The organism is Liquorilactobacillus vini DSM 20605 (assembly GCF_000255495.1).
In the GTDB taxonomy this organism is placed as follows: domain Bacteria; phylum Bacillota; class Bacilli; order Lactobacillales; family Lactobacillaceae; genus Liquorilactobacillus; species Liquorilactobacillus vini.
In genome coordinates this window covers 24,870-42,949 of sequence record NZ_AHYZ01000062.1, presented here as the reverse complement: position 1 = coordinate 42,949, position 18,080 = coordinate 24,870, and the positions used below count along the sequence as shown (strand labels likewise).

Below are 18,080 nucleotides of genomic sequence, written 5' to 3'. Positions count from 1 at the left end.
ATATCATTTAAGTTAAAATGAATTCAGCTTTTTACGTTTAGTAGAATTATTTTTGGGAGGTCAAAGTTATGACTGCAATGAATTTAATGCTGATGGGTTTACCGGGAGCCGGTAAGGGTACTCAAGCTGAGCGAATCATTGATCGATATCAGATACCGCATATTTCTACTGGAGATATTTTTCGAGCCGCAATTCAGAACCAAACGGAAATGGGCATTAAAGCCAAATCGTTTATTGATCGTGGCGAGTTGGTTCCCGATGAAGTGACAAATGGAATTGTTCGTGATCGTTTGGCTGAATCTGATACTAAGAGTGGTTACTTATTGGATGGTTTCCCAAGAAATCTAGTACAGGCAAAAGCTTTGGAAAAGATGGGAACAGATCTTGATCGTTCATTGGCAGCAGTGATCAACATTCACGTTGATCCAGCTTCTTTGATGGACCGCTTGACTGGCCGGTATATTTGTCGCCAATGTGGTGCTACGTATCACAAGATTTTCAATCCAACCAAAAAAGCGGGCGTCTGTGATCGTTGTGGTGGTACTGATTTTTATCAGCGGGAAGATGATCGTCCAGAAACGGTTAAAAATCGTTTAGATGTTAATCTGAAAATGAACACACCATTGCTTGATTTTTATGAAAAAAAGGATTTATTGTATCAAGTTAATGGTAATCAGGAAATCGATCAAGTTTTCCAGGATATTCAGAAAGTTCTGTTGGGATTAGAAAATTAAGATTAGTTAGTTGCATGAAGCCCATGAGAATGGTATACTATTTCAGGTTTATCTTTTCAATGGGGCAGTCTGTCCATTTTTAGATTAATCGATGCGGTTGAATCAGCTAACAGTAACAGGATCGAACGTGTTGGTCGATCAGGTGAGAAGTTAAAAGACCATTTAAGGAGGTACTTTTACGTGGCGAAAGATGATGTGATTGAAATTGAAGGTAAAGTTAAAGAAACTTTGCCCAATGCGATGTTCAAAGTTGAACTCGAAAATGGACATGAAATTTTGGCCCATGTTTCTGGTAAAATCAGGATGCATTATATTCGAATTTTACCTGGTGACAGGGTCACAGTTGAAATGTCCCCTTACGATTTAACTAAGGGACGCATTACCTATCGCTTTAAATAGATTGTACTTCAAATTTTATCGGGAGGTATAATTCATGAAGGTAAGACCATCAGTAAAGCCAATGTGTGAACACTGCAAAGTTATTAAGCGCAAAGGACGTGTTATGGTAATTTGTTCAAATCCCAAGCATAAGCAACGTCAGGGATAATTAATTTAAAATTTAGGAGGTGTAATTGTTATGGCTCGTATTGCAGGGGTTGATCTACCACGTGATAAAAGAATTGTGATCGGATTAACTTACATTTATGGAATCGGTAATTCAACTGCTCAAAAGATTTTAGCTGATGCAGGAGTATCAGAAGATGTTCGCGTTCGTGATTTGACTGCTGACCAAGAGGACAAGATCCGTGCAGAAGTTGATCATTACAAGGTTGAAGGTGACTTGCGTCGTGAAGTAAGTTTGAACGTTAAACGTTTGTCTGAAATTGGTTCATACCGAGGTCTTCGCCATCGTCGTCATTTACCTAGTCGTGGACAAAACACGAAAAACAATGCTCGGACATGCAAAGGCCCAGCTACATCAATTGCTGGAAGAAAGAAATAATAGGATAAGGAGGGTTATCAGTTAATGGCTGTTAGAAAGAGTTCTCGTAAACGCCGAATCAAAAAAAATATTGAAAGCGGAGTAGCACATATCCATTCTACCTTTAATAATACATTAGTTATGATCACTGATGTCCATGGAAATGCTGTTGCTTGGTCTTCAGCTGGCGCACTGGGTTTTAAGGGAAGTCGTAAATCGACACCTTTTGCTGCTCAAATGGCTGCGGAAGCTGCGGCTAAGGATTCAATGGAGCATGGTATGAAAGCTGTTGAAGTAGCTGTTAAAGGTCCAGGTTCTGGACGTGAAGCTGCCATTCGTGCTTTACAAAGTACTGGATTGGAAGTTACTTCAATTCGTGATGTGACACCTGTTCCTCATAATGGATGTCGTCCTCCAAAGCGTCGTCGTGTCTAATATGGTCAGCATTCATTTTGAGGTAGATCTTCATAATGTTTCCGCCAAATCGCACGTAGCGCTTTGAAAGGGGTAAAGATAAGAATGATTGAATTTGAAAAACCGAAAATTCACAAAATCGAAGAAAGTTCTAATTTTGGTAAATTTATTGTTGAGCCGTTAGAACGTGGCTATGGCACAACTTTGGGTAATTCGCTTCGTCGGATTTTACTTTCTTCACTTCCTGGGGCTGCGATTACCAGCATTCAAATTGACGGTGTCTTACATGAATTTTCCACAATCAAAGGTGTTAGAGAAGATGTTACGCAGATTATTTTAAATCTGAAAAAAGTAGCATTAAAAATTAGTTCTGAAGAAGCTCAAAATCTCGAAATTAACGTTACTGGTCCAGCCAAAGTTACCGCTGGAGATGTTCAGGGTAGTAGTGAGGTCGAAGTTTTAAACCCAGATTTATATCTTTGTACTTTAGCTGAAGGAACTACTCTTCATGTTAGAATGACTGCTAATACTGGACGTGGCTACGTTTCTGCTGATGAAAATAAAGCAAAAGCTGATGAAATGCCGATTGGTGTTTTGCCAATCGATTCAATTTATACCCCGATCGAACGTGTCAATTATCAAGTTGAAAAAACACGTGTTGGTCAAAAAGACGATTATGATAAATTGACGTTGGAAGTTTGGACAAATGGTTCGATTACGCCTAGCGAAGCAATCAGTTTATCGGCTAAAATTTTAACAGAGCATTTGACCTTGTTTGTTGATTTAACTGATGAAGCTAAGAATGCTGAAATCATGGTCGAAAAAGAAGAAACACATAAAGAAAAAATGCTTGAAATGACGATTGAAGAATTGGATTTATCTGTTCGTTCCTATAATTGTTTGAAACGCGCAGGGATTAACACTGTTCAAGAGTTAACTGACAAATCAGAAGCTGATATGATGAAAGTTCGTAATTTAGGACGTAAATCACTTGAAGAAGTTAAGAATAAATTGTCTGATCTTGGCTTATCATTGCGTCATGAAGATTAAAATTAGTTTGCAAAGGAGGGAAATTTAAGATGGGTTACCGTAAATTAGGTCGTACAAGCGGACATCGTCGTGCTATGCTCCGCAATTTGACAACTGATTTGATCGTTAATGGTCGAATTGTTACGACTGAAGCTCGTGCTAAGGAAGTTCGCAAAACGGCTGATAAGATGATTTCTCTTGGAAAAAAGGGCGATTTAGCTTCACGTCGTCGCGCAGCTGCTTTCATGATGGATGTAGTTGCTGATGTTAAAGAAGAAACAGATAAAGTTGTTGTACAAACGGCTTTGCAAAAATTATTTGCCGAAGTTGCTCCTCGTTTTAAAGATCGTAAGGGTGGTTATACGCGGATCTTGAAAATAAATGAGCGACGTGGTGATGCTGCCAAAATGGTTGTCTTGGAGTTAGTTGATTAATTGCTTTTTTAGATTGTCACTTTTATAGCGATAACTGGGCGTTACGATGTTGGGTTAAAACCGAGTCTAGTCCTAAGTACTCATCTATTTTGGTGGGGAAACCTTCGTTATAAAAAGTGATTTTTTTGTCTTAATAGATTATTAAATGAAAGCCCGGGCAATGATTAAGATTTCATGGTCGCGGGTTTTTTAGATTCTTTAATCTTTAATTTTTCGCTAGCGCGGGTCTTTTTCTGAAAAACACTAACAATTGCTAAAAATCAACTGATTATATGTTATTATTATTGTCAAAGAAATTTTTCGGGAGGATCACATGGAAAAAATAGCTGAAATTAAGAATCTCAATTTTAAATATTCTCAGCAAGACAGCTGGCTGTTTCATGATTTTAATTTGGCTATTAATCGTTATGAGTGGTTAGCAATTATTGGACACAATGGTAGTGGTAAAAGTACTTTAGCCCGACTGATTGATGGGCTTTTAGTGCCGCAAGCGGGGGAGATCTGGATTGATCAGCAAAAGATGAGTTCTGAAAATGTTTGGCAGTTGCGGAAAAAAATTGGCATGGTTTTCCAAAATCCAGAGAATCAATTTGTTGGTGCCAATGTGGCTGATGATGTGGCATTTGGTTTAGAAAATCAGGCTGTTCCATACGAGAAAATGCATCAACGGGTTGCGGCTGCTTTGAAGCGCGTCAATATGTGGGAATTCTCTGAACAAGAACCGGCTAATTTATCAGGTGGTCAAAAGCAACGCGTAGCAATTGCAGGAGTGATTGCGTTAAAACCAAAAATTGTTATTTTGGATGAAGCAACCAGCATGCTTGATCCTGCGGGACGTTATGATGTGATTTCTCTAATTAAAGAACTAAAGGAACAGGAAGGCTTAACCGTTATTTCAATCACGCATGATATTGATGAGGCTTCTTTAGCTGATCGGGTAGTGGTTTTAGATGATGGGAAAATTCTTGATGCTGCCTCACCAGCTAACGTCTTTAGTCAAGGGCAAACACTGACTAACTTAGGTTTGGATGTGCCATTTTCAGAAAAAGTCAAACTAGCGTTAAAGCAGCAAGATGTTTTGACCCCATCGGAATATTATACTGAACAAAGGATGGTCGATTGGATTTGTCAATCAATTTTGAAAAAGTAGACTACATTTATCAACCAAATACGCCATTTGCTCACCAGGCTTTAAATCAGGTCAGCTTTTCTCTGCCGGATGAAAGTTATACCGCAATCATTGGTCATACTGGTAGTGGTAAGTCAACCTTGGTTCAGCATTTAAATGGATTATTAAAACCCACTCACGGTCGTTTAATGGTTCAAGAGCAGATGATTACTCCACAAACAACTAATAAAGAGTTAAGTGATTTACGGCGACAAGTCGGTGTGGTGTTTCAATTTCCAGAAGCTCAATTATTTGAGGAGACAGTTTTGCGTGATATTGCTTTTGCTCCTAAGAATTTTGGGATCGATGAGGAAAAAGCGGCTCAATTGGCCAAAGAAGCAGCTGAAGCAGTTAGATTACCTGATTCAGTTTTAGATAAATCGCCCTTTGAGTTGTCAGGTGGTCAAATGCGGCGAGTTGCAATTGCAGGGATCTTAGTTATGAAACCAAAAGTTTTGGTTTTAGACGAACCAACTGCTGGTTTAGATCCTAAGGGTCATCAGGAAATTATGGAGCTTTTTGCGCGTTTAAAGTCACAACAGCATTTAACAGTTATTTTAGTTTCACATCAAATGGATGATGTTGCAGAATATGCAGATCAAGTTTTAGTGATGGAACAAGGGAAATTGCTGACTCAACAAACACCTCAGCAACTTTTTAGTCAAGTAGAGTGGTTAAACAAACACCACTTGGGCTTGCCCCACGCAACCAAATTTGCGTTTGAAATTGAAAAAAAATCAACTTTCAAGTTTTCACCACTGCCGTTAACTGTAAGTCAGCTGGCCAACCAGCTAGCCAATTTTTTACCAAAAGGAGTAAGTCAAGATGAATAAAATTCTTTTGGGAAGATATCTGCCAGGTTCGTCATTGATCCATCGTTTAGATCCGCGGGCTAAACTGCTTCTGAGTTTTTACTTTATTATTATTATCTTTTTGGCTAATAACTGGTCATCCTATTTTTTGCTGTTTTTCTTTATGGCTTTGACGATTTTACTGGCAAAAATTAAAATTGGTTTTTTTTGGAAGGGTGTTCGCCCGTTAATTTGGCTAATTTTATTTACGGTCGTTCTACAGATTTTTTTTAGTACCGGTGGAACAGTTTATTGGCACTGGGGTATCTTATCAGTTACAAGCACTGGCTTAGTCAGTGGAATTTATGTTTTCTGCCGCTTTGTTTTAATTATTTTTATGTCGACGTTACTGACCCTTACGACTCCGCCTTTGGAAATCGCTGGGGCCATGGAGTCGCTCCTCAAGCCGTTGAAAAAAGTTCATTTCCCAGTTTATGAAGTTTCACTGATGCTTTCGATTGCTTTGAGATTTGTGCCGACTTTAATGGATGAAGCGCTTAAAATTATGAATGCGCAGCGTTCGCGTGGGGTGAATTTTGATCAAGGAAGCTTAATGCAACGTTTAAAAGCAGTGGTACCGTTGCTGATTCCGTTATTTGTTAGTGCGTTTAATCGGGCGGAAGATTTAGCAACTGCAATGGAGGCGCGTGGTTATCATGGTGGTGAAGGACGGACCAAGTATCGCGTACATCAGTGGTTGTACCATGATACTTTAAGCTGTTTAGCATTTTTGGCCTTAACTATTGGGATGCTGCTTTTACGAAATTGGTAGAAATTTATAATTAGAGAGAGTGGAAATAGTGACTGTCAGATACAAAGTAACTTTGGCTTATGATGGGACGAACTTTGCTGGTTTTCAAGTTCAGCCCCATCAGCGGACAGTTCAAGGAGTTCTTGAAAAAGCTGTTAATCGAATGAATAAAGCAAATAATTATGTTCATATTTTTGGGTCTGGACGGACAGATGCTGGTGTTCATGCATTGGGCCAAGTCGTGCATTTTGATTTGGTCAATGATGTCCCTGATAGCGGAATTGTCAATGGGTTAAACAGTATGTTGCCACTTGATATGCAGGTCCTGCAAGCTGAGCATGTTTCAGCTAACTTTCACGCACGATATACAACACATGGCAAGCGCTATTTATATCGCGTTAGTCTCTGCTGGTATGTGGATCCCTTTAAACGCTTTTATACTGGGCACTGGAAATATCCGCTAGATGTTACTTTGATTCGTGAGGCCTTAAAAGATGTTGTCGGAACGCATGATTTTTCGAGCTTTGTGGCTGCTGGCAGTCAAGCCAAGACCCATGTTCGGACAATTTATTCGGCAACGGTTCAAATGCAAACAGCTGAACACGAATTGATTTTTGAATTTTATGGGAATGGATTTTTGTATAATCAAGTTCGAATCATGGTTGCAGCTTTGCTGGAAATTGGCAGTAAGCGACGCCCGGTTCATGACTTTTTACGTTTATATCAGGTGAAGGATCGGACTCAGTGTCGTGGTACGGCACCAGCCAGCGGTTTGTATTTAAAAGAAGTTGTTTATTAACAATTAAATTTAGGATAAATATTGACTTTAGGAGCAAAAAAAAGTAACATTAAAGTTGGTATTGTTTGCCCCACTAGTAGGCCCCGGAAACTTATTATGCGTCAAACAAGCATATAAAAATGGAGGAAAAAATCGTGCGTACAACTTATATTGCAAAACCAGGCGAAGTGGAACGTAAATGGTATGTCGTTGATGCAACAGATGTTCCTTTGGGACGTTTATCGGCTGTCGTTGCTTCCGTTTTGCGTGGTAAGAACAAACCGACTTTTACACCGAATGTTGATACTGGTGATTTTGTAATTGTTATTAATGCTGAAAAAGTTGCCTTAACTGGGCGTAAAGCAGATCATAAAATTTACTATCATCATACGGATCATCCAGGTGGTTTAAAAGCAAGAACTGCTGGAGATTACCGTGAAAAGGATCCAGAAAAATTAATTACTTTATCGATCAAAGGTATGATGCCTAAGGGAAGTTTAGGCCATGCTCAAATGAAGAAACTTCGCGTTTATCGCGGTGCTGACCATCAACATACAGCACAGCAGCCTGAAGTACTCGATATTACAAACTTAATTTAGGAGGAGACTGAATTTGGCTCAAGTACAATACAAAGGAACTGGCCGTCGTAAAAACTCTGTTGCTCGTGTTCGTTTGGTACCGGGTACAGGTAAAATTACGATTAATGGTCGTTCAGCTGAAAATTATATTCCATTTGCAAACTTGCGTGAAGTAATGGTACAGCCGTTTGATGTTACTGAAACAAAAGATGCTTACGACGTTTTAGTTAATGTTAATGGTGGCGGCTTTTCTGGTCAAGCTGGTGCAATTCGTCATGGAATTGCCCGGGCTTTATTAGAAGTTGATCCTGATTTCCGTGGAGTTTTGAAGCGTGCTGGTCTCTTGACACGTGATGCTCGAATGAAAGAACGAAAGAAACCAGGTTTGAAGAAAGCTCGTAAAGCACCACAATTTTCAAAACGTTAAACCAACATTCCTTGGCTTTTCAGGTCAGTTGCCAAATTGGCAGCTGGCTTTTTTTAAATTAAAAAAGCTTCAGTTAGCTAATTTAGTTAACTGAAACTAGACTGGAGATAGATAAAGTTTTTGTTTTTAATTAAGCTTTTCTTTAATCGTTTTAGCCGACTGGTCAAGTTTAGCTTGTTCAGCAGTTGTTAATTTTAGTGGATTAAGTTCAATAATTCCTTGACGGCCGATAACAGCTGGGTAACCAATATAATGTTGGTACTGGTCAAGGTAGACTGAAGTTGGGCAGGCTAAGTGGGCATCTGACAAAACAGCCAGAGCCAATTTGATTGCACAGGTTGCAATGGCATAGCAAGTATAATGCTTGCCATAAAAGACTAACCAACCGCCCCGTCGCGCTTGCTGGTCTAATTCATCTAAATCTAAAGCTAGTTCTTGAGCCATTTTAGTAATTGGATGACCTTTAACTTCAACCGTCGACCAAGCAGTAAATTGTGACTCACCATGCTCACCTAAAACATAACCACTAACATTTTTGGGATCCTCATGCAGTGCTTGACCGACTGCACGCTGCATTCTGGCCGTATCTAGAAAAGTCCCGGTTCCGAAGACTTGCTGCTTGCTGAGCCCAATTTGCTGCTGCAATATGGTTGTGATCACATCACACGGGTTAGTAATATTAATTAGCACTCCATTAAAGCCAGAGGATTTAATCCCTGCAGCGACTTCTTGGACAGCTTGCATATTGAATTTCAATTCACCAAACCGATCGCCGTTCATCCTGATTGAATCGATATTACCAAAAGCAGTAATAATAATATCCGCATCACATAGGGCCTGATAATCTTGCGGAATGATCTTGGTAAAAGTATCGAGGCGTGCTAAAGTATCCCTTAAATCATATTCTTCAGCAGTTGCTTTATCTTGATTTTTATCAATGATCACTAATTCATCTACGATACCTTTGGCAACAAGCGTATAAGCAATAGTTGCACCAACATGGCCGAGGCCAATCACACCAATTTTTCGCAAAATGAGTACCTCCTGAATGTTTTTAAAACCCTTACAATTAATTTAAGTTTAATTTTATGTAAAGTCAAGTAGAAAAACTACTAAATAAAATTATCACCAGTCATGAATAGAATTTTAAAAATCCATGATGAATTGCGGTATAATACAAATTAAGAAATTATTCAGCTGAAATTGATTTTTAATTTCAAGATTGATAAAGAAAGAAGCGGTCGAATATTGTTTTTTGAAAAATCAGAATTAATGGGAACTTTACCAGCGCAGTTTTTTGCTACTTTAGTTAGCAAGGTCAATCAAAAAATTGTTGCTGGAAATGATGTAATCAATCTTGGACAAGGGAATCCTGATCAACCAACTTATGATTACATTGTTAAGGCGATGCAAGCTGCAACGGTTAAGCCGCAAAATCATAAGTACTCACCTTTTACTGGTTTGCTGACTTTAAAGCAAGCTGCTGCTGAGTTTTATCAAAAGCACTATGGAGTCAAACTCGATCCGGAAACGGAAATTGCCATTTTAGGTGGATCAAAAATTGGTTTAGTCGAATTACCCTGGGCTTTAATGAATCCTGGTGATTTAATGTTGCTTCCAGATCCAGGTTATCCCGATTATCTGTCTGGAGTTGCTTTAGGTCAGGTCAAGTATCAAACCTTTCCTCTCTTAGAAAAAAACAACTTTTTGCCGGATTATCAAAAATTTGATCAACAAGCGGCTGATCAAGCGAAGTTTATGTATCTTAATTATCCTAATAATCCGACTGGTGCCGCGGCGACACCTGAGTTTTACCAGCAAACAGTTGAATTTGCCAAACAGCATCAACTTGGAATTGTCAGTGATTTTGCTTATGGAGCTTTGGGTTTTGATGGCTATCAAAATCCTAGCTTTTTGCAGGCTGCAGGTGCTAAAGACGTTGGGATTGAAATCTATACATTTTCAAAAACATTCAACATGGCTGGTTGGCGAATTGCGTTTGCGGCTGGTAATGCCTCAATTATTTCGGCCTTGAATTTGATCCAGGATCATCTGTTTGTCAGCATTTTCCCAGCAATCCAAGAAGCTGGGATTACTGCTTTGCTTTCAGATCAAGCTCAAGAGCAAATCGATCACTTGGTTAGTTTATATCAAAAACGGCGGGATGCTTTCCTGACTGCTGCTAGAAAAATTGGCTGGCAGCCATATGTGCCTAAGGGAACTTTCTATACTTGGATGCCAGTTCCTCAAGGCTATACCAGTGAAACTTTTGCTGATTCATTGTTGGATCAAGTTAATGTTGCTGTCGCACCTGGAAAAGGTTTCGGAAAATTAGGCGATCAGTATGTGCGGATTGGTTTGCTAGTTTCACCAGCACGGTTGGTTGAAGCAGTTCAACGAATTGGTGCCTTGCATTTGTTTGATCAGTAAGGATGATTTTAGAAAGAAGATGGATGAAAATTGACAGCGAAAACAGTTGAGATTAGTGATGCAGAATGGCAAATCATGCGGGTTGTTTGGACCTTGCAACAGGCAACCAGTCGACAGATTATTGACAATTTAGCTGCAAAGAATCACTGGAAAGAAGCCACGATCAAGACTCTCTTGCGCCGTTTGATTCAAAAAAAAGTTTTGGCAACGACGACGCAAAAACGTAGCTTCGTTTATCATCCATTGATCAATGAACAAGAGGCCATTGATTTAATGACGACGAATGTTTTTGAAAAAATTTGTCAAATGCATGTTGGAAGTGCATTGCAGTCATTAGTTAAACAGTTTCCGTTAACTAAGAATGATATATCAGCACTTGAAACGGAGCTAAGGCAAAAATATCAGACAGCGCCAGAGCAATTACCGTGTGATTGTCTGCCAACTATGCATTTAGATTACCATGGCTGTGCAATGGCCAAAAGTAAGAAAAACTTTTGATTTTGTGTTTACATTAGTAAACGGAACCGGTATAATAACCTATGAAAAGAGGTGATCAGATGAGGCAGGAACAATATGAAATTGATGGCATGGTTTGTGCCAGTTGTGCGCAAACAGTTGAAAAAGCTGTTGGACAACTCAAAGGAGTTAAAACTGCTAATGTTAATTTAGCAACCGAGAAAATGCAAGTTGCTTATGATGAAAGAAAATTAGAACCAGCTCAGATTGTCACGGCGGTTGAGCATGCAGGCTATGGGGCGAAATTACAGCACCAGCTGATTGATCAACAACAGGCACAAAAAAAGCAGCGCCAAAAGCAGCAGATGAAAACTGATTTAATGGGAGCAATCTTATTAACGCTTCCGGTTTTGTATTTAGCAATGGGTTCGATGTTTGGTTGGGTTTTGCCGAATTTTCTTGGTGGCAGTGCGGCTTTGGGCAAACGAGCGATCATTGAATTATTATTGACCAGTGGTGTTTTTTATTTTGGCCGGCAGCATTGGCTGAAGGGGTTCAGTTCACTGCTTCGATTCCATCCTAACATGGATTCTTTAGTAGCATTAGGAACTTGGACGGCAATGCTGACCAGTTTGGTTAACACTTGGCTGATTTTATTTCAAGGTCAGTCTGGATATTTGTATTACGAAACAGCAGCAATGATTTTAACGCTGATCATGTGTGGTAAGTATCTGGAATTTGCTGCTAAACAAAAAGCAGTTGGTTCATTGAACTCTTTGTTGAATCTAGTTCCGCCCCAAGCTGATCGGCTTTTAGCAGATGGAACGGTAGAAAAAATTGCGGCTGATCAAATTCAGCCAGGTGACCACCTGTTGGTGAAAGCTGGTTTACAGGTGCCAACGGATGGACAGATTCTGTCAGGACAAACGAGTATTGATGAATCAATGATTACTGGCGAGAGCTTACCAGTGACCAAAAGTGTTGGCGACCAAGTAATTGGTGGTACCCAGAATCAACTGGGCAGAATTACAATTCAGGCTACTCAGGTCGGTGAAAAAACGGTCTTAGCTCAAATCATCAAATTAGTGGCTGATGCTCAGGCAACTAAAGCACCAATTGCGCGGTTAGCTGATCAAGTTGCGGCTTACTTTGTTCCAGCAATTTTACTGATTGCCTTTTTAGGTGGGATAGGCTGGCTGGTTGCTGGGGCCTCCCTCAACTTTGCTTTACAAGTTTTTGTGGCTGTATTAGTAATTGCTTGTCCGTGTGCACTTGGTTTAGCAACACCAACAGCTTTAATGGTTGGCGGCGGCAAAGCAGCCGAAAATGGAATCTTGTTCAAAAATAGCCCAGCTTTGGAAATGATGTCGCGGATTACGACGATTGTTTTTGATAAAACTGGGACCTTAACGCAAGGTGATCCTCATGTAGCCCAAGTTTTTACGAATAGTGATCGTTCGAGTCAGGAATTATTAACAATTGCCGCTAGTTTAGAAAGTGGTAGCAGTCATCCATTAGCAGCAGCAATTGTTAAAGCAGCATCCATGACAAACGAGTCAGTCAGCGAATTTAAAACTTATCCAGGTTTAGGAATCAGTGGTAAGATTGCTGGTCAGCAGTATTATTTGGGTAATCAAAAATTATTGCAAAAGCAAAAAATTGTTGCTGATTTGAAACCTAAGCAGGCAATTGGGCAGACTGTGGTCTACTTAGCCGATGAGCGACAGCTGCTTGGTGAAATCAATATTGTTGATCCACTTCGTCCTGAAGCCCGCCAAGTAATCAATCGCCTGGCAACAGCCAAGATCGAAGTTGTTTTATTAACTGGTGATAAACAAGCAGTTGCTGATCAAGTCGCTCAGCAGGTTGGCATTAACCGAGTTTTTGCAGAAGTTTTGCCAACTCAAAAAGCAGCAGTGATCCAGCAATTGCAACAAGAAGGCCATAAGGTTGCCATGGTTGGTGATGGAATCAATGATGCGCCGGCTTTAGCTTTGGCAGATGTGGGGATTGCGATTGGCAATGGCACTAATGTTGCGATTGAGGCAGCTGATGTGGTACTGATGCATTCAAGTTTAAATGAATTGCTAAATGCAGTCATCCTTAGTCGTAAAACACTCTTAAATATTAAGGAAAACCTATTCTGGGCTTTTGCTTACAATACCTTGGGCATTCCAGTTGCGCTAGGAGTTTTATCACTTTTTGGCGGTCCGCTGCTCAATCCAGCAATTGCCGGAGCAGCAATGAGTTTTAGTTCAGTTTCAGTCGTTTTAAATGCCCTGCGGCTAAAGCGGGTAAAATTAAATCAATTAAATGGAGGTCTTCAAGATGTCAAAAGAAGTCTTAGTATCAGGAATGAAATGTAGCGGATGTGCCGATAAGGTGCAAAAAGCTTTTAGTGGTTTAAATGGTGTTGATCAGGTTAAAGTCAACCTAACAGCTGGCAAAGCAAGTTTTAATGGTCAAGCAACCCTTGAAGAATTGAATAATGTTTTAGCAGGTACGCATTATCATGCCGAAAGATTTGTCGATTAAACGTAATTTGAACGCTAAATATTTGGAATCAAGACTTGATTACGAGCAAAACTAAAAGGGCTGAAGAAAAATTTGATTTCTTCAGTTCTTTTTTAAACAAAAAAATTTACTTAACATTTAGTAATTAAAATAAGTATCTGTTTATCCTTTGACACAAATAAAATTAATAAGTATCGATATTGAAAAAATAGGATTTTAAAATAATTTTTACGTTTGCAAAAAATTCTAATAAAATTTTCTTAAAAATTAGTACCACCTAAATGTGTGTGCTTAAAATTTTGAATAATATAAGAAACTTAAAATTCTGCGAGCCTTTTTTTTAGCTATTTTTATGTCTTTAATGTAAAATATGATTATAATATACAAAAATAAAGTTGCTTTATAATTTTAAGCTTGACAACTAAGATGTAATTTAGTATATTATGGTAGTCTGTTTTAATTGTAAAATATTTTAAATTTATGGAGGCATTTAAATTGATTACACTTCAAAAATCTTTAACAAACTTGACTCAAGTTTTGCGCCTGCATGAACATCGTCAAAATGATCCTGACTTTGCTCGACTAGGTGCGATTGATGTTTATTATCTGGAAGCCATCTACCAACTCAAGGAACCAACGATTGGGATGATTTCGCGTTTGCTTGATCAATCAACGCCGAATACTAATTACCACATCAAAAAGTTGATGAAATTAGGTTTGATTGAAAAGCAGCTTGATGATGTTGATCGGCGAGTTACCCATTTGCTGGTAACAGATAAATATTTAAAAATGCTCGAAACAGATGAAGAATTTTGGCAGCGTTTAGAAAATCGCTTGGAAGATGAAGTTGCTCCTAAGGACTTAGCAATTTTTAAACGAGTTTTGCGCCAGACGACAGACATTGTTTCTGAAGAAGGTTTAGACGAGCTTTAAAATTTTAAAAATTCATACCAGAGGACTGAGCTTTTTGGCTCGGCCTTTTTTTGCTAACTAGACTATAAATTTAAATTTCAAGAGACTTACCGATTTTGATACGTCACCGACACAGAAAATGATATGCTATAATTATGCCAAATAACAGATCGGAGTGAATTCCTTGCAAAATAAAAAGATTAAACAATTAGTTGTTTTGGCATTTTTTTGCGCTATTATTATTTTACAAAATATAATTCCCTTTTTGGGTTATATCCCACTGGGACCTTTAAATTTAACTTTGATTCATATTACCGTTATTGTGGCAGCTTTTGTTTTAGGACCTTTAGCCGGCGCAATAATCGGTGGAGCTTGGGGATTGATCACCTTTATTCGGGCTTTTGTTTGGCCAACTAGTCCTTTGGCAACGATTGTTTTTGTCAATCCTTTTGTAGCAATTTTACCACGGATTATGATTGGTGTTGTTAGTGGCTGGATATTTAGCTGGCTGAAAAATTGTTCGCTAAAACCACTGGCGGCGATGATGATTAGTGCGATTATGGGTTCACTGACTAATACGCTATTGGTATTGGGTCAAATTTATCTCTTTTATCGTAACCAGTCGCAGATCCTTTATCAAATTAATACCCAAGCTTTGCTGCCATATTTGTTGACGGTCATTGGAACAAATGGCATTCCGGAAGCAGTAGCAGCTGCGATAATTGCTCCAGCTGTGAGTTTAGCTTTGCTCAAAAACCGCCACAACCAGATTAATAACTAAGAGATGGAAAAATGACGACAAAAAGGAACAGAAAAACTGTTAGAAAAAGCAAACGTAGTCGAAAAAATAATTTTTGGTATGACCATGGCCATTTAAAACCCAGCAGTTTATTGTTAATTATCTTATTGGTTTTTTTGACTTTTTTATTAACGTTGGGATGGTTGGGAAAATTTTCGCGTAATAATCAAAACGTAGTCACCATTGATAATACGCAAAAAAAAGCTTTTATTGAACAAATCTTACCAGCAGCTCAGCAGCAACAAGAGCAGCATCATATATTGACCAGCATTACTTTAGCGCAAGCAGCTTTGGAATCTGATTGGGGACAAAGTCAATTAGCTAGTAAGTATCACAACTTATTTGGTATTAAAAGCAATCAAACAAATTCAAAGCTATTGACAACTAAGGAATATGTGAATGGAAGCTGGATCACTGTCGAAGCCCGCTTTGCTGTTTATGATAATTGGGCAGCTTCAATTGCGGCGCATACGCAATTGCTCTTAAATGGGACTAAGTGGGACAAAAATCACTATCAAGCGGTGCTGCAAGCAAATAATTATCGGCAGGCAGCTCAAGCGCTGCAAGCTCAAGGTTATGCGACTGATCCGGCCTACGCTCAGAAATTGATTGAAGTGATCGAAAAGTATCATTTAAATCGCTATGATCAGTAATAGAAAACGAATAATAGGTGTTGTTTTCGATGTAATTGTATGTTATTGTCAAAGGTGTTTATCTGATTATGATCATCAGTACTGGAAGTTGAAGGGAAAATCTAATTTGCTGCTTTTACGTTTTATTGGTAGAAGGAGCCTTTTATTTTTGAAGGGAAGGAAATAAGTTGAAAATACTTGAGGAACGGATCAAGCAAGATGGAGTCGTCTTACCAGGAAATGTTTTGAAAGTCAATCAGTTTCTTAATCATCAAATTGATCCAGATCTAATGCTGGATATCGGCAAAGAATTCGTTAATCTGTTTGGTAAAGAGAAAATAACTAAAATTTTAACAATTGAATCGTCAGGAATTGCGCCGGCTATGATGACCGGATTGCTGCTTCATGTTCCAGTTTTATTTGGTCGTAAGAAAAAAAGCAGTACAATGCCTGGCGATGTTTATTGTGCACATGTTTATTCCTATACCAAGAAGATTGAGAATACGGTCACAATTGAAAGTAAATTTTTAAATAAAAATGACCGAGTTTTGATTATCGATGACTTTCTAGCTAATGGTGAAGCTGTCTCGGGAATGTTGGAGATTTGTCAGCAGGCACATGCCCAGGTTGTTGGTGTCGGGATTGCAATTGAAAAATCATTTCAAGGTGGCGCAAAGCGGATTAAAGATCAAGGAGTTCATCTGGAATCGTTGGCAAAAATTGCTTCGTTTGACAACGGTCAGGTTCAATTTGTGGAGGAAAGTAAATAATGATTGAAGAAACACAAAGAAGGGTTTCCCAAGGCAAAGCCGCTGTTTTGGGGCTGCAGCATTTATTAGCAATGTACTCAGGAGCAGTTGCCGTTCCGTTATTGATCGGAACGGCTTTGAAGTTCAATAGCGAACAAATGACTTACTTAGTTTCAATTGATATTTTTATGTGCGGTTTGGCAACTTTATTGCAATTATTACGTAATCGTTATTTTGGAATCGGCCTGCCAGTTGTTTTAGGTTGTGCGATTCAAGCAGTTGAACCACTTAAAATGATTGGTAAAGAATTCACTATTGGGACGATGTATGGAGCAATCATCGTTGCAGGAATTTTTGTTTTTTTGGTAGCAGGCCAATTTTCGCGAATTAAGAAGCTTTTTCCACCAGTGGTGACCGGCTCGCTGATTACTGTGATTGGATTGACACTGATTCCAATTGCTGTTCAAAATATGGGTGGCGGGGATGCAACTGCCAAAAACTTTGGCAATTTGAAGAATTTATTGTTGGCCTTTATAACAGTTGTGATCATTTTGGCCGTTCAACGCTGGGGTAAGGGATTTTTAAGCTCAATTGCCGTTTTGGTTGGGCTGGTATTAGGAACGCTTTTGGCACTTGCGATGGGAGTAGTTTCTTTGGCGCCAATTGCGCAAGCTAGTTGGTTCCATTTTCCTCAGCCGTTTTATTTTGGTTTGCCGCAATTTGAATGGTCATCATCATTGACGATGATCATTATTGCCCTCGTTTCGATGGTTGAATCAACTGGAGTTTTCTTTGCTTTAGGTGGGATCTTGCATCAGGATATTCAAGCAGCTGATTTAAAACGGGGTTATCGAGCTGAAGGATTAGCACAAATCTTAGGCGGGATTTTTAATACTTTTCCTTACACGACCTTTTCACAAAATGTTGGTTTATTGCAATTATCTGGTATCAAAACCAAGCGGCCGATTTATTGGTCAGCAACTTTATTGATGCTGATGGGCCTAATTCCCAAAATTGGCGCTTTTGCGACCATTATTCCAACTTCGGTCTTAGGTGGCGCCATGCTGGTGATGTTTTCAATGATTAGTGTGCAAGGAATCCGAATGCTGTTTGATGTTGATTTTAATGATCAACGCAATCTGTTGATTGTCGCTGTTTCAATTGGTTTAGGCTTAGGGGTTTCGGTTTATCCAGGTATTTTTGAGTTTTTACCAAAGACAGCTCAACTTTTCTTGGGGAATGGAATTGTGGTAGCTAGTTTGGCTGCGGTTCTTTTAAACATTATTTTAAAGGGCAAGGCTGGGCTAATTGAACGCAAGCAAGCTGAAAATTAAAAATAATAATTGATAGTTTTTGATCGAAGTCCACTTATTAAGGATTTCGATTTTTTTGCTTAATAATGAAAAATAATTTTGCCAAATATTAAATAATTAAGTTGATTTTCTATGTTAAAATAAAAATAGATTAAGCCTTTGGGTAAAATAAAGTTCGTTTACAGAGAA

General features: G+C 38.8%; 23 protein-coding genes. 22 read left to right on the top strand and 1 reads right to left on the bottom strand.

Features of this window, described 5'->3' with window-relative positions:
- Positions 1 to 77 precede the first annotated feature (77 nt).
- The 13 genes from ON15_RS04090 to rpsI all read left to right on the top strand — a co-directional run bounded on the left by ON15_RS04090 (position 78) and on the right by rpsI (position 8,086).
- On the top strand, positions 78 to 734 hold the full coding sequence (locus ON15_RS04090; RefSeq protein WP_010580214.1) for an adenylate kinase: 657 nt from the start codon (positions 78 to 80) through the stop codon (positions 732 to 734).
- 180 nt (positions 735 to 914) lie between these two features.
- Positions 915 to 1,133: a translation initiation factor IF-1 gene (gene infA / locus ON15_RS04085; protein ID WP_010580213.1), complete on the top strand. Its 219-nt coding sequence runs from the start codon at positions 915 to 917 to the stop codon at positions 1,131 to 1,133.
- Between the two features lie 34 nt (positions 1,134 to 1,167).
- Positions 1,168 to 1,281, top strand: a complete 114-nt coding sequence (rpmJ, locus tag ON15_RS04080) for a 50S ribosomal protein L36 (RefSeq protein WP_003689393.1) — start codon at positions 1,168 to 1,170, stop codon at positions 1,279 to 1,281.
- Positions 1,282 to 1,311: 30 nt separating this feature from the next.
- On the top strand, positions 1,312 to 1,677 hold the full coding sequence (gene rpsM / locus ON15_RS04075; RefSeq protein WP_010580212.1) for a 30S ribosomal protein S13: 366 nt from the start codon (positions 1,312 to 1,314) through the stop codon (positions 1,675 to 1,677).
- Between the two features lie 24 nt (positions 1,678 to 1,701).
- On the top strand, positions 1,702 to 2,091 hold the full coding sequence (gene rpsK / locus ON15_RS04070) for a 30S ribosomal protein S11 (protein ID WP_010580211.1): 390 nt from the start codon (positions 1,702 to 1,704) through the stop codon (positions 2,089 to 2,091).
- A gap of 84 nt (positions 2,092 to 2,175) precedes the next feature.
- Positions 2,176 to 3,120 carry a DNA-directed RNA polymerase subunit alpha gene (locus ON15_RS04065; protein ID WP_010580210.1) on the top strand — a complete coding sequence of 315 codons (945 nt, stop codon included), beginning with the start codon at positions 2,176 to 2,178 and terminating at the stop codon, positions 3,118 to 3,120.
- Between the two features lie 29 nt (positions 3,121 to 3,149).
- Positions 3,150 to 3,533 carry a 50S ribosomal protein L17 gene (gene rplQ / locus ON15_RS04060; protein WP_010580209.1) on the top strand — a complete coding sequence of 128 codons (384 nt, stop codon included), beginning with the start codon at positions 3,150 to 3,152 and terminating at the stop codon, positions 3,531 to 3,533.
- 313 nt (positions 3,534 to 3,846) lie between these two features.
- Positions 3,847 to 4,683, top strand: coding sequence for an energy-coupling factor ABC transporter ATP-binding protein (locus ON15_RS04055; protein WP_010580208.1), 837 nt, complete (start codon positions 3,847 to 3,849; stop codon positions 4,681 to 4,683).
- Positions 4,659 to 5,534 carry an energy-coupling factor ABC transporter ATP-binding protein gene (locus ON15_RS04050; protein ID WP_026049477.1) on the top strand — a complete coding sequence of 292 codons (876 nt, stop codon included), beginning with the start codon at positions 4,659 to 4,661 and terminating at the stop codon, positions 5,532 to 5,534. The genes ON15_RS04055 and ON15_RS04050 overlap by 25 nt, the downstream gene beginning before the upstream one ends.
- A complete protein-coding gene (locus tag ON15_RS04045) occupies positions 5,527 to 6,324 on the top strand; it encodes an energy-coupling factor transporter transmembrane component T family protein (protein ID WP_010580206.1) in 798 nt (265 codons plus the stop codon). Before ON15_RS04050 ends, ON15_RS04045 begins: the two co-directional genes overlap by 8 nt.
- 28 nt (positions 6,325 to 6,352) lie before the next feature.
- On the top strand, positions 6,353 to 7,102 hold the full coding sequence (truA, locus tag ON15_RS04040; RefSeq protein WP_010580205.1) for a tRNA pseudouridine(38-40) synthase TruA: 750 nt from the start codon (positions 6,353 to 6,355) through the stop codon (positions 7,100 to 7,102).
- 134 nt (positions 7,103 to 7,236) lie between these two features.
- On the top strand, positions 7,237 to 7,680 hold the full coding sequence (gene rplM / locus ON15_RS04035; protein ID WP_010580204.1) for a 50S ribosomal protein L13: 444 nt from the start codon (positions 7,237 to 7,239) through the stop codon (positions 7,678 to 7,680).
- A gap of 13 nt (positions 7,681 to 7,693) precedes the next feature.
- Positions 7,694 to 8,086, top strand: a complete 393-nt coding sequence (gene rpsI / locus ON15_RS04030) for a 30S ribosomal protein S9 (protein ID WP_010580203.1) — start codon at positions 7,694 to 7,696, stop codon at positions 8,084 to 8,086.
- A 126-nt stretch (positions 8,087 to 8,212) separates the two neighbouring features.
- Here the strand turns inward: rpsI and ON15_RS04025 are convergent, their stop codons facing one another.
- Positions 8,213 to 9,118, bottom strand: coding sequence for an L-lactate dehydrogenase (locus ON15_RS04025; RefSeq protein ID WP_010580202.1), 906 nt, complete (start codon positions 9,116 to 9,118; stop codon positions 8,213 to 8,215).
- A gap of 216 nt (positions 9,119 to 9,334) precedes the next feature.
- Between ON15_RS04025 and ON15_RS04020 the strand changes: the two genes are divergently transcribed.
- The 9 genes from ON15_RS04020 (at position 9,335) to ON15_RS03980 (ending at position 17,912) form a co-directional block, all read left to right on the top strand.
- The gene (locus ON15_RS04020) at positions 9,335 to 10,516 is read left to right on the top strand and encodes a pyridoxal phosphate-dependent aminotransferase (RefSeq protein WP_010580201.1); all 1,182 of its coding nucleotides are present in this window, start codon (positions 9,335 to 9,337) and stop codon (positions 10,514 to 10,516) included.
- 30 nt (positions 10,517 to 10,546) lie between these two features.
- Positions 10,547 to 11,014: a CopY/TcrY family copper transport repressor gene (locus ON15_RS04015; protein ID WP_010580200.1), complete on the top strand. Its 468-nt coding sequence runs from the start codon at positions 10,547 to 10,549 to the stop codon at positions 11,012 to 11,014.
- A gap of 59 nt (positions 11,015 to 11,073) precedes the next feature.
- Positions 11,074 to 13,338, top strand: coding sequence for a heavy metal translocating P-type ATPase (locus tag ON15_RS04010; protein WP_010580199.1), 2,265 nt, complete (start codon positions 11,074 to 11,076; stop codon positions 13,336 to 13,338).
- Positions 13,301 to 13,507 (top strand): heavy-metal-associated domain-containing protein, encoded by a 207-nt coding sequence (locus ON15_RS04005; protein ID WP_010580198.1) that lies wholly within the window; start codon positions 13,301 to 13,303, stop codon positions 13,505 to 13,507. The genes ON15_RS04010 and ON15_RS04005 overlap by 38 nt, the downstream gene beginning before the upstream one ends.
- 474 nt (positions 13,508 to 13,981) lie before the next feature.
- Positions 13,982 to 14,419, top strand: coding sequence for a MarR family winged helix-turn-helix transcriptional regulator (locus ON15_RS04000; RefSeq protein WP_010580197.1), 438 nt, complete (start codon positions 13,982 to 13,984; stop codon positions 14,417 to 14,419).
- A gap of 163 nt (positions 14,420 to 14,582) precedes the next feature.
- On the top strand, positions 14,583 to 15,179 hold the full coding sequence (locus ON15_RS03995; protein WP_010580196.1) for an ECF transporter S component: 597 nt from the start codon (positions 14,583 to 14,585) through the stop codon (positions 15,177 to 15,179).
- Between the two features lie 11 nt (positions 15,180 to 15,190).
- On the top strand, positions 15,191 to 15,850 hold the full coding sequence (locus ON15_RS03990) for a glycoside hydrolase family 73 protein (RefSeq protein WP_010580195.1): 660 nt from the start codon (positions 15,191 to 15,193) through the stop codon (positions 15,848 to 15,850).
- Between the two features lie 167 nt (positions 15,851 to 16,017).
- Positions 16,018 to 16,599, top strand: coding sequence for a xanthine phosphoribosyltransferase (locus tag ON15_RS03985; protein WP_010580194.1), 582 nt, complete (start codon positions 16,018 to 16,020; stop codon positions 16,597 to 16,599).
- The gene (locus tag ON15_RS03980; protein WP_010580193.1) at positions 16,599 to 17,912 is read left to right on the top strand and encodes a nucleobase:cation symporter-2 family protein; all 1,314 of its coding nucleotides are present in this window, start codon (positions 16,599 to 16,601) and stop codon (positions 17,910 to 17,912) included. The genes ON15_RS03985 and ON15_RS03980 overlap by 1 nt, the downstream gene beginning before the upstream one ends.
- Positions 17,913 to 18,080 lie beyond the last annotated feature (168 nt).